Consider the following 11,210-nt stretch of genomic DNA (forward strand, 5'->3'; position numbering starts at 1 on the left):
GAGGGCAAAAGCGCCTGTTCGCTACCTCGTTCATCCATGCACGGCTGCATTAACCGCGAGCCATGGCTCATCGCGTACAAACGAATAGGAAGGGTCCGACAATCCAATTCGTCCTGCGGTAAAGGACAATCTGTAAATCTCTCCGCAAATTTTGTAATCAGCCGTGAACAATTCTTTACCAAAGTTTGCTAGAACCCCACAGCACCCGGATAATGCGCGCCATTCGGCTCTTGCTCACCGTCCCGGTAAACTCGGCCAATGGCCGCACATGGAAGCCCGCAGGGGCGGGATAACTTCTCAGTGATCAACTTCAACATCGCCCAATGGCGTGCCTGGGCTCCTGGCCTGGACAGCGCGGACGACTGGTACGCCTGGTGCCGGGCCCCGGTGTTGCTGCCCGCCAGCGAAGCCAGCCCCGACGTATCGTTCTTGCCCGCCATGCAGCGCCGCCGCCTCAGCCGCCTGGCACGCATGGCGTTCAGCGTGGGTTGGCCGCTGGCCGAGGGCCGGCAAGACCTGCCCCTGGTGTTTATTTCGCGTCACGGCGAAACCCCGCGCACCCTCGACATCCTCAGCGACCTGGCCAATGACCAGCCGCTGTCGCCGACCCAGTTCAGCCTGTCGGTACATAACGCAGTGATTGGCCTGTGGTCGATCCTACGCAATGAAACCAGCGAGATGACGGCCCTTGCTGCCGCTGGCGACGGCCTGGAACACGGCCTGCTCGAAGCCGCCGCCCTGCTCAATGAAGGCGCCCCGGCCGTGTTGCTGGTGATTACCGAAGAACAGCCGCCTGAAGCCTATGCCGACTGGATCGCCGACGTGCCGTTCCCCTATGCCCTCGGCCTGCTGCTGACCCCAGGCGACGAGTGGCAACTGGAACTTACCCGCGGCACTGTCCAACCCACTCAAACCCAGTGGCCCCATGCCCTGAACCTGCTGCGCACCCTGCTCACTGAACAGGTCGCCTGCCAACATGCCTGGAAGAACCGCGTATGGAACTGGCAACGCAAGCCCTGACCGACAAACCACGGGACGCCTACTACTGGCGCCTGCTCGCCACCGCCGCCAGCTTCGCGCTGTTCGGAGCAGGCGGCCTGTGCCTGCGTTTGCTGGTGTTCCCGTTGCTCGCGTGCCTGCCAGGAAGCGCCGAAAAACACCAACGCCGCGCCCGCCATACCATCAGCAAGCTGTTCTGGTTCTTTATCCGCCTGATGCAACGCGCCGGCGTGCTGACCTACAGCGTCGAAGGTGCGGAAAACCTCGGGCGCCCAGGCCAGATGATCATCGCCAACCACCCGTCGCTGATCGACGTGGTGTTTTTGATCGGCCTGGTGCGCCAGGCCAACTGCGTGGTCAAGCAAAGCCTGTGGCAGAACCCCTTCACCCGTGGGCCGGTGCGCGATGCGGGCTATATCAGCAACGACGGCAGCAGCGAAATGCTCGATGCCGCCGCCGATGCCCTGCGCGGCGGCCAGACCCTGATCATTTTTCCCGAAGGCACCCGCACCACCCCTGGCTCGGCGCCTGCCTTTCATCGCGGCGCCGCCGCCATTGCGCTGCGCGGTGCGACAATCATCACCCCCGTGGTGATCAAGGTCAGCCCCACCACCCTGACCAAGGCCGAACCCTGGTATCGCATCCCAAAACGCCGCGTGCACTTCAGTTTGCGGGTAGGGGCCGATATAGAACCACAGGCGTTTGCCGCACTCGGGCCCGCGCCCCAGGCTTCACGCAAGCTCAACGATTACCTGCATCACTATTTTATTAAGGAGCTCGCCGAAGATGAGCGACCAACACAGCCTTGAGCACGACATAAAGGTGCTGATCATCGAGGCCCTGGGCCTGGAAGACATCAGCGCCGACGACATCGGAAACGATCAAACCCTGTTCGGCGAAGGCCTCGGCCTGGATTCGGTAGACGCCCTGGAATTGGGCCTGGCGATCCAGAAAAAGTACGGCATAAAAATCGATGCCGACGCCAAGGACACCCGCAATCACTTCACCAACGTGGCCAGCCTTGCGGCGTTCGTCACGGCCAGACAGGCAGCTTGAGACCGGACCATGCAAACTCGTGACGATATTTTCAACACCCTGCGCGATGCCTTGGTGGAACTGTTTGAACTGCCCCCGGAACGCGTCACCCTCGACGCCAACCTGTACCAGGACCTGGAAATCGACAGCATCGACGCCGTGGACCTGATCGACCATATCAAGCGCCAGACCGGCAAGAAGATCGCCGCTGAGGAATTCAAGGCAGTACGCACCGTGAACGATGTGGTTGAGGCGGTGTACCGTCTGGTCCAGCCAGCCGCATGAGCCGGTTGATTAGCCTTGGCCTGTTGCTGGCGGGGCTGCTGTACCCTTTTGCCGTGTATTACGGCACCGAGCACTTTGCGCCGTGGCAATTTGGCTTGCTGCTGGGCAGCCTGTGGCTGTTGCGCGCGCTGACCGCTGCACGGCGCCCCGGTAGCCGCTGGATGGCCGTGGCGGTCATCGTGTTTTGCCTGCTGCTGGCCTGGTTCGACAACCCTCGCCTGTTGCGCTGGTACCCGAGCCTGGTCAGTGCATTCATGCTCACGCTGTTCGGCCTGAGCCTGAAATACGGCCCGCCGATGGTCGAGCGCCTGGCCCGCATGAGCGACCCTCAGTTGCCAACCCACGCCGTCGTGTATACGCGCCAGGTCACCGTGGTGTGGAGTGTGTTTTTTCTATGTAATGGCCTGCTCGCCGCCGCCCTCACCCTGTGGGCGCCGCTGAGCTGGTGGACGTTGTACAACGGCCTGATCGCCTACGGGCTGATGGGGCTGTTGTTTGCCGTGGAATGGCTGGTACGACAAAGGGTTCGAGGCCGCGTATGAATGGGTTGAAACTTGAGCAGTTGCTGCTTGAGCCGCTGCAACAGCGTTTGGTCACCACCGAACCTGCAATGAATCACGCCCAGCTGTGGGAACAATCCCTGCGCCTGGCGGCGGGTTTGCAGGCACATGGCATCAAGCGCGTGGCTGTCCATCTGGAAGATGCCGGCCTATTGGCCGTCGCCTTGCTGGCTGCCTGGCGCGCCGGGGCCAGCGTGCTGCTGCCCGCCGACCTGCAACCGCAAACCCGCCTACGCTGGGCCGATGCCGTCGATGCCTGGTTGATCGCCGCCGATGACCTCGCCGCGCTCGACCAAACGCCGCTGGACCCGGCGGCACTGGATCTGGACACTTGCCAACTGAGCCTGTGTACCTCCGGTTCCAGCGGCGAACCCAAGCGCATCGACAAGACCCTGCGCCAGCTGGCCAACGAAGTTGAGGCCCTGGAAGCCCTATGGGGTCCAGACCTCGAAGACGCGTGCATCATCGGCAGCGTCGCCACCCAACATATCTACGGTTTGCTGTTCCGGGTGCTATGGCCGTTGTGCGCCGGCCGTCCCTTTGTGCGCCACCAACTGGCCTTCCCCGAGGATTTACAGCGCGCCAGCCGCGAACACGCGCATTTTGCCTGGGTCGCCAGCCCGGCGCTGCTCAAGCGCATGGGCGATAACCTCGACTGGACGGCGCTGAGCCAAGTGTCGCGGGTGTTCTCTTCCGGTGGCGCGCTGCCCATCGAGGCCGCCGGCAGCCTTTACGATCGCCTGCAGCAATGGCCGACAGAAATCCTCGGCAGCTCGGAAACCGGTGGTATTGCCTGGCGCCAAGGCGCACAGCCGTGGCAGCCGTTTGCCGGTGTCGAGCTGAGCCAGGACGCCGACGGCGCCCTGCGCATCGCATCGCCGTACTTGCCCGCCGGGCACATCGAGCAGACCGCCGACGCCGCCCGCATCCACGCCGATGGCCGCTTCGAACTGCTCGGCCGCCTGGACCGCATCGTCAAGCTGGAAGAAAAACGCATCTCCCTGCCTATGCTTGAACACGCGCTGATGGCCCACCCGTGGGTCACCGAAACCCGCCTGGGCGTGGTCCAGGAAAACCGTGCGTCACTCGGCGCGCTGGTGGTGTTGAGCGCCGAGGGCCTGCATGCCCTGCGCAACCAGGGCCGACGCACCGTGACCCAAACCCTGCGCCAGCACCTGAGCCAACACTGCGAAGCCCTGGCCCTGCCTCGGCGCTGGCGCTTGCTGCGCCAGTTGCCACTGAACAGCCAAGGCAAGCTGCCCCAGGCGGATGTCGAAGCACTGCTGCTGGCCCCCCGGCCAAAAGCGCCGGAAGTGCTGGAACACGTCGAAGTCGATGGCGAATGGACCTTGCAACTGAGCGTCCCGCCGGACCTGGCCTATTTCAGCGGCCACTTCCCGGTCACCCCGGTGCTGCCGGGCGTGGTGCAAGTAGAGTGGGCATTCAACCTCGGCCAGCAGTGCCTGGACCTGCCGCCGACCTTCGCCGGCATGGAAGTGCTCAAGTTCCAGCAACTGGTGCGTCCGGGCGACTGTATCGAACTGCACCTGCGCTTCGACCAGGAACGCGGCAAGCTGTATTTCGCCTACCGCAACGGCGTCGCCACCTGCTCCAGCGGCCGGATCCAATTGGAAGCCGCCCATGCATAAGCTTTTGTGGCAAATCGGCTTCCTGTGGCGAGCGGGCCCGCTCGCCACAGGGTGTTTTCCTATCAATGAGGGACACCATGCATAACCCCTGCGCCCTGATCCCGGTCTACAACCACGAAGCCGCCGTGCCGGCCGTGGTCTATAGCCTGCTGAACAGCGGCCTGCCCTGTCTGCTGGTGGACGATGGCAGCAGCCCGGCGTGCGCGGCGGTATTGGCGCAACTGGCGAACCTCGATAACGTCACCCTGCTGACCCTGCCCAACAACCAGGGCAAAGGCAGTGCGGTCATGGCCGGTTTTCGCGAAGCCGCGCGCCTGGGCTTCACCCACGCCCTGCAAGTGGACGCCGACGGCCAACATGACCTGCGCGAAGTCGAAAGCTTTATCGACACCTCACGCCGGCACCCCACGGCCGTGATCTGTGGCTACCCCGAATACGATGACAGCGTGCCCAAGACTCGTTTGTATGCGCGCTACCTGACCCATGTGTGGGTATGGATCAATACCCTGTCGCTACAGATTCGCGACTCGATGTGCGGCTTTCGCGTATACCCGCTGGCGCCCACGCTGGCCCTGATGGACTCGGCCTACATCGGCACACACATGGATTTCGACTCCGACATCCTGGTGCGCCTGGCCTGGCGCAACCAGCCAATGCGCTGGCTGCCGACCCAGGTGCATTACCCCGCCGACGGGCTGTCACACTTCCGCCTGTTCCGTGACAACGTGCGCATTTCGGCCATGCACACCCGGTTGTTCTTCGGCATGCTGGTGCGCGCGCCGATGATCCTGTGGCGACGGTGGCAGGCATGAGCGACAGCAGCAAACACTGGGCCGATCGCGAGGAGCGCGGCAGCTACTGGCTGATGAAATTCACCGCCGTCGCCGCCAAGGTGCTTGGCCGGCGCCTGCTGAGCCCGCTGTTGTACGGCATCGTGTTGTACTTCTTCCTGTTCGGCCGCACGGCGCGCCAGAGCGCCTGGCAGTACCAGCAGCGCCTGGCTGAGTGGAGCGGTCGGGATGAGCTGCGCCCGAGCCAGCGCAAAGTCTTCGGCCAGTTCATGGCCTTTGCCGACGCCTTGCTCGACAAGCTCGACGTCTGGAACGGCAAGCTGCGCCTGGAACAGATCGAGATCAACGACCCGGCGCAATTGCGCGGGCAACTGCGTGGCGAACGCGGACAGATGCTGGTGGGTGCGCACCTGGGCAACCTCGAAGTGTGCCGTGCGCTGGCGGAAATCGGCGAACGCGTCACCATGAACGTGCTGGTGCACACCAAGCATGCCGAGCGTTTCAACCGCCTGCTGGGCGAAGCCGGCGCGACCCATTTACGCCTGATCCAGGTCAGCGAGCTGGACCCGGCCACCATGCTGCTGCTCAGCCAGCGCCTGGACGAAGGCGAATGGCTGGCAATTGCCGGCGACCGCGTACCGCTGCATGGCGGGCGCACGGTGCGCGTGGACTTCCTCGGCCATGACGCCGCCTTCCCCCAGGGCCCGTGGCTGCTGGCCGGCCTGCTCAAATGCCCGGTAAACCTGCTGATGTGCCTCAAACACCAGAGCCGCTATCGCCTGACCATCGAGCCCTTCGCGCAATCGATCGAATGGAAGCGCAGCACCCGCGAGCAGGTCATCGCGCAGTGGACCGCGCGCTACGCCGCACGCCTGGGCCAGTTCTGCCTGGAAGCGCCCCAACAATGGTTCAACTTTTATCCCTTCTGGAAGACCGATGACGACGCATCTTGAGCCGGTAACCTTTGGCGAACGCCCTCTGCGCATTGAAGACGTATTGGCCCTGGCCAACCGTCAGGTGCCCACGCACTTGCAGGATGACGCCGCCTATCGCCAGCGCATCGCCAAAGGCGCGCAGTTCCTCGACTCGCTGCTCGACAAGGAAGGCGTGATCTACGGCGTGACCACCGGCTACGGTGACTCCTGCGTGGTGGCGGTGCCATTGCAGCACGTCGAAGCGCTGCCGCGTCACCTGTACACCTTCCACGGTTGCGGCCTGGGCAAGTTGCTCGACGCACAAGCCACCCGTGCCGTGCTGGCGGCGCGTTTGCAGTCGCTGTGCCACGGCGTGTCCGGCGTGCGTGTGGAGCTGCTCGAGCGCCTGCATGCACTCCTGGAACACGATGTACTGCCGCTGATCCCGGAAGAAGGCTCGGTGGGGGCCAGCGGTGATTTGACGCCGCTGTCCTATGTGGCTGCGACCCTGTCCGGCGAACGTGACGTGCTGTTCCGTGGCGAACGCCGCCAGGCCATCGACGTACACCGCGAATTGGGGTGGCAGCCGCTGGTGCTACGCCCCAAGGAAGCCCTGGCGCTGATGAACGGCACTGCGGTGATGACTGGCCTCGCCTGCCTGGCGTTCGCCCGCGCCGATTACCTGCTGCAACTGGCCACGCGCATTACCGCGCTGAACGTGGTGGCGCTGCAAGGCAACCCGGAGCACTTCGACGAGCGCCTGTTCGCCGCCAAGCCGCACCCTGGGCAGATGCAAGTTGCGGCCTGGCTGCGCAAGGACCTGGCGATTGATGCGCCGACAGCCCCTTTGCACCGCTTGCAGGATCGTTATTCACTGCGTTGCGCGCCCCATGTGCTCGGCGTGCTGGCCGACAGCCTGAACTGGCTGCGTTCGTTTATCGAGATTGAGCTCAACAGCGCCAACGACAACCCGATCATCGACGCCGAAGAAGAGCGCGTGCTGCACGGCGGGCATTTCTACGGCGGGCATATCGCGTTCGCCATGGACAGCCTCAAGACCCTGGTGGCCAACGTCGCTGATCTGTTGGACCGGCAACTCGCGCTGCTGGTGGACGTGCGTTACAACCATGGCCTGCCGAGCAACCTGTCCGGCGCGCCGGCGGACCGCGCGATGATCAACCACGGGTTCAAGGCCGTGCAGATCGGAACCAGCGCCTGGACCGCCGAAGCGCTGAAAAATACCATGCCGGCCAGCGTGTTCTCGCGCTCCACCGAATGCCATAACCAGGACAAGGTGAGCATGGGCACCATTGCCGCCCGCGACGCGATCCGCGTGCTGGAGCTGACCGAACAGGTGGCCGCCGCCACCTTGCTCGCGGCCAACCAGGGTGTGTGGCTGCGCGCCCAGGCCGAGGATGCACGCCCACTGCCACCGGCATTGGCCGCCATGCACGAAGAACTGGCCAAGGACTTCCCGCCGGTCATCGAAGACCGTGCCCTGGAAGGCGAACTGCGCCTGTGCCTGCAACGCATCGCCGAGCAACACTGGGGGCTGCATGCGTAGCCCTGGCGTACTGCACAGCGACACCGAAATCCTCGTGCCGTTTTTCGACGTCGACACCATGAACGTGGTGTGGCACGGGCATTACGTGAAGTACCTGGAAGTGGCGCGCTGCGCGTTGCTGGACAAGATCGGCCATAACTACGCGGCGATGCTCGAAGCCGGCTACGCCTGGCCGGTGATCGACATGCAACTGCGCTATGTGCGCGGTGCGGTGTTCGGCCAGACGATCAACGTGCGCGCCAGCCTGGTGGAGTGGGAGAACCGTTTGAAGGTCAATTACCTGATCACCGATCTGGCCAGCGGCGAGCGTTTGACCCGCGCCAGTACCGTGCAAGTGGCGGTGGAAATTGCCACTCGCGAAATGCAACTGGCCTCGCCCAAAGTCTTCACCGACGCCGTAGAGAGAGCCTTGAAATGAGATCCCCTGTGGGAGCGGGCTTGCCCCCGATGGACGTCAACGATAACGCGACCCGCCTGACACTGCGCAGCGCCCTGCGTTTTTTCGCGAGCAAGCTCGCTCCCACCCTGACCGGGTTGTTGCTGAGCTTCAGCGCTCACGCTTTCGATTTGCAGCAACTGAGCGATCAACTGGCCAAACCGTCTGTGATCCACGGCAGCTTCATCCAGGAAAAACACCTGCGTGCACTGCCGCAACCGTTGGTCAGCAAAGGCACCTTTGTGCTGGCCAAGGACCACGGCCTGCTCTGGCTGCTGAAAACCCCGTTGCAGCAGGATTACCGCATCAGCCCCCAGGGCATTGCCCGCCGCGACGCCAATGGCTGGCAAACCCTGCCGAACAAGAGCGCCGGGGCCGAGCAGAACCGTCTGTTCCTCGCCGTGCTCCAGGGTGACAGCAGCGGTTTGCAACGCGATTTCGAACTGCAACTGCAAGGTGAGGCCACGCAGTGGAAGCTGACGCTGATCCCGCGTTCGCTGCTGCTCAAACAAGTGTTCACCCTGATCAATATCGACGGCGGCGAGCTGGTGCATACCATCGAACTGCTGGAAACCCAGGGCGACAGCACCGTATTGCGCATGCAAGACAGCACGGCGAGCCAACCCTTGAGCGACGCGGAGCAACACGACTTTGCCCAGTGAGCGCCAGTTACCGCGCCTGTTCCTGATCCTGCTGGTGGCCGTGCTGGCCCTGGCCGGCTGGCAGTGGCGCCACGGTGCACCGCTGTCGGCCAACCTGATGGAACTGGTGCCGGGCGGCGCGCCGGACGCCCTGGAGCAGCAAGCCGAACAGCGCATGCAGGAGCCGTTGAATCGCGAGATGCTGGTGTTGGTCGGGCATGCCGATCGCCAGCAGGCGGTGGCCGTGGCCCAACAATTGGGCGAGCGCTGGCAGGCCAGCGGGTTGTTCGAGAAGGTGCAATGGAACCTGCAAGCCGACTTACCGGCACTGCGTGAGCAATTGCTGCGCGGGCGCTTGGCGATGCTGTCGGGCAAAGACCGCGAGCAACTGATCGACCATCCCGACGCGTTCATCCAGCAGCGTGTGCAATCACTGTTCGACCCCTTCACCGGGTTCAGCCTGGTGCCGAGCCAGGATGACTGGCTGGGCCTCACCGGGCGCATCCAGAACAGCCAGCCGCAACAAGGCGCGGTGCAGCTGGATATCGGCAGCGGTGCGCTGATCGCCGAGGCCGACGGCAAGAGTTGGGTGCTGCTGCGCGCGCGTACCACCGGCAATGCCTTCGATATGAAACTGCCGTTGCAAGTGGCGGATTTGCTCCAGGCCAGCCGCACGCAGGCCAGTGAACAAGGCGCGCAGTTGCTCGCCGCCAGCGGCCTGCTCTACGCCGCCAACGGGCAGCAGCAGGCCAGCCGGGAAATCACCTGGGTCGGCGGCGGCGCGACCGTTGGCATCCTGTTGCTGCTGTTGCTTGCGTTCCGCCGCTGGCGCGTGTTGCTGGCGTTTGTGCCGGTGCTGGTGGGCATGCTGTTTGGCGCGGTGGCCTGTGTGGCGCTGTTTGGCCATATGCACGTGATGACCCTGGTACTCGGCTCCAGCTTGATCGGCGTGGCCGTGGATTACCCGCTGCACTACCTGTCCAAAAGCTGGAGCATGCAGCCGTGGCGCAGCTGGCCGGCATTACGCCTGACCCTGCCGGGGCTGACCCTGAGCCTGGCCACCAGTTGCATCGGTTACCTGGCGCTGGCCTGGACGCCCTTCCCGGCCTTGACGCAAATCGCGGTGTTCTCCGCGGCGGGGCTGGTCGGCGCCTATCTGTCGGCCGTCTGCCTGTTGCCGGCGTTACTCAAGGGCGTGGAACTGCGCCCGGCGCAATGGCCGCTGCGCATCGCCGAGGGCCTGTGGCGCATGCGCGCCTCGCTGGTCAAGCGCGTGCCGAGCGCGGTGCTGCTGGTGTGGGTACTGCTGTTCTGCGCCGCTGGCCTGTGGCAGTTGAACAGCAAAAACGATATTCGCCAGTGGATCGGCGCACCGCCGCAATTGCTGCAAGAGGCCCAGGCCGTGGCGCGTATTACCGGGTTCCAGCCCACCAGCCAGTTCTTCCTGGTGCGCGCGGACAATCAGCAGCAGTTACTGGAACGCCAAGCCGCCCTGGGCCAGCGCCTGGAGCAGTTGGTGAATATGGACAAGCTCCAGGGCTACCTGGCGCTGAACCAGTTGGTCAACCTGCCGGCCGAGCAACAACGGCTGCGCGAGGCATTGAATAAACTGCCGGAACATTGGCAACCGCTGCTGGACCTCGGTGTGCCGGCCAGCGCGCTGCAAGCCGAAGTCGCGCAGTTGCAGGCGCTGCCCACCGAAGACATCGACGCTGCGCTGGTCGGGCCCTTGGCTGAACCCTGGCGCACGCTGTGGCTGGGCCCGGTGGACGGCGGCGTGGCGGCCATGGTCAGCCTGCAAGGCTTGAACAACCCGGCACTGCTGCAGGTGCAGGCCGTGGATTTGCCCGGCGTGCAACTGGTCGATCGCCTGGGTGACTTGAATCGCGTTTTCGCCGCGACCCAGATCAGCGCGGCTGAATTGAAGTTGATGTCGTGCGGGTTGATCGTGCTACTGCTGGTCCTGCCGTTCGGCTTGGGCGGTGCGTTGCGTATCGTTGCCCTGCCGTTGCTGGCGGCGCTGTGCAGCCTGGCCAGCCTGGGTTGGCTGGGCCAGCCACTGACGCTGTTCAGCCTGTTCGGCCTGCTGCTGGTCACGGCCATCAGTGTCGACTACGCGATCCTGATGCGTGAACAGATCGGCGGGCCCGCGGTCAGCCTTTTAGGAACACTGCTGGCGGCACTGACAACCTGGTTGTCGTTCGGCCTGCTGGCGGTGTCGAGCACGCCGGCAGTGAGTAATTTCGGTCTATCGGTCAGCCTGGGCCTGGCGTTCAGTTTTATGCTGGCGCCCTGGGCCGGCCAACAGAAGCACGCCTTATGAATGTGATTATCGC

General features: G+C 64.0%; 12 protein-coding genes. All 12 read left to right on the forward strand.

The window, feature by feature from the left end; translation table 11 throughout:
* Positions 1-300: 300 nt before the first annotated feature.
* Positions 301-1,020 carry a beta-ketoacyl synthase chain length factor gene (locus tag QU606_RS04415; protein WP_024073004.1) on the forward strand — a complete coding sequence of 240 codons (720 nt, stop codon included), beginning with the start codon at positions 301-303 and terminating at the stop codon, positions 1,018-1,020.
* Positions 996-1,808, forward strand: a complete 813-nt coding sequence (locus tag QU606_RS04420; protein ID WP_024073003.1) for a 1-acyl-sn-glycerol-3-phosphate acyltransferase — start codon at positions 996-998, stop codon at positions 1,806-1,808. The genes QU606_RS04415 and QU606_RS04420 overlap by 25 nt, the downstream gene beginning before the upstream one ends.
* Positions 1,786-2,055, forward strand: coding sequence for a phosphopantetheine-binding protein (locus QU606_RS04425; RefSeq protein WP_024073002.1), 270 nt, complete (start codon positions 1,786-1,788; stop codon positions 2,053-2,055). The genes QU606_RS04420 and QU606_RS04425 overlap by 23 nt, the downstream gene beginning before the upstream one ends.
* A gap of 9 nt (positions 2,056-2,064) precedes the next feature.
* The gene (locus tag QU606_RS04430) at positions 2,065-2,319 is read left to right on the forward strand and encodes an acyl carrier protein (RefSeq protein WP_003187949.1); all 255 of its coding nucleotides are present in this window, start codon (positions 2,065-2,067) and stop codon (positions 2,317-2,319) included.
* Positions 2,316-2,861, forward strand: a complete 546-nt coding sequence (locus QU606_RS04435; protein ID WP_024073001.1) for a membrane protein — start codon at positions 2,316-2,318, stop codon at positions 2,859-2,861. Before QU606_RS04430 ends, QU606_RS04435 begins: the two co-directional genes overlap by 4 nt.
* Positions 2,858-4,528: an AMP-binding protein gene (locus QU606_RS04440; RefSeq protein WP_304998144.1), complete on the forward strand. Its 1,671-nt coding sequence runs from the start codon at positions 2,858-2,860 to the stop codon at positions 4,526-4,528. Before QU606_RS04435 ends, QU606_RS04440 begins: the two co-directional genes overlap by 4 nt.
* 77 nt (positions 4,529-4,605) lie before the next feature.
* On the forward strand, positions 4,606-5,340 hold the full coding sequence (locus tag QU606_RS04445) for a glycosyltransferase family 2 protein (protein ID WP_304998145.1): 735 nt from the start codon (positions 4,606-4,608) through the stop codon (positions 5,338-5,340).
* Positions 5,337-6,272 carry a glycosyl transferase gene (locus QU606_RS04450; protein ID WP_304998146.1) on the forward strand — a complete coding sequence of 312 codons (936 nt, stop codon included), beginning with the start codon at positions 5,337-5,339 and terminating at the stop codon, positions 6,270-6,272. Before QU606_RS04445 ends, QU606_RS04450 begins: the two co-directional genes overlap by 4 nt.
* A complete protein-coding gene (hutH, locus tag QU606_RS04455) occupies positions 6,256-7,797 on the forward strand; it encodes a histidine ammonia-lyase (RefSeq protein ID WP_304998147.1) in 1,542 nt (513 codons plus the stop codon). Before QU606_RS04450 ends, hutH begins: the two co-directional genes overlap by 17 nt.
* Positions 7,790-8,215, forward strand: coding sequence for a thioesterase family protein (locus tag QU606_RS04460; protein ID WP_024072996.1), 426 nt, complete (start codon positions 7,790-7,792; stop codon positions 8,213-8,215). Before hutH ends, QU606_RS04460 begins: the two co-directional genes overlap by 8 nt.
* Positions 8,216-8,244: 29 nt before the next feature.
* Positions 8,245-8,895: an outer membrane lipoprotein carrier protein LolA gene (locus QU606_RS04465; RefSeq protein ID WP_102623823.1), complete on the forward strand. Its 651-nt coding sequence runs from the start codon at positions 8,245-8,247 to the stop codon at positions 8,893-8,895.
* Positions 8,885-11,197 (forward strand): MMPL family transporter, encoded by a 2,313-nt coding sequence (locus QU606_RS04470; protein ID WP_024072994.1) that lies wholly within the window; start codon positions 8,885-8,887, stop codon positions 11,195-11,197. Before QU606_RS04465 ends, QU606_RS04470 begins: the two co-directional genes overlap by 11 nt.
* Positions 11,198-11,210: the final 13 nt, after the last annotated feature.

This window comes from Pseudomonas sp. OVF7 (genome assembly GCF_030644265.1).
Taxonomy (GTDB): Bacteria; Pseudomonadota; Gammaproteobacteria; order Pseudomonadales; family Pseudomonadaceae; genus Aquipseudomonas; species Aquipseudomonas gorinensis.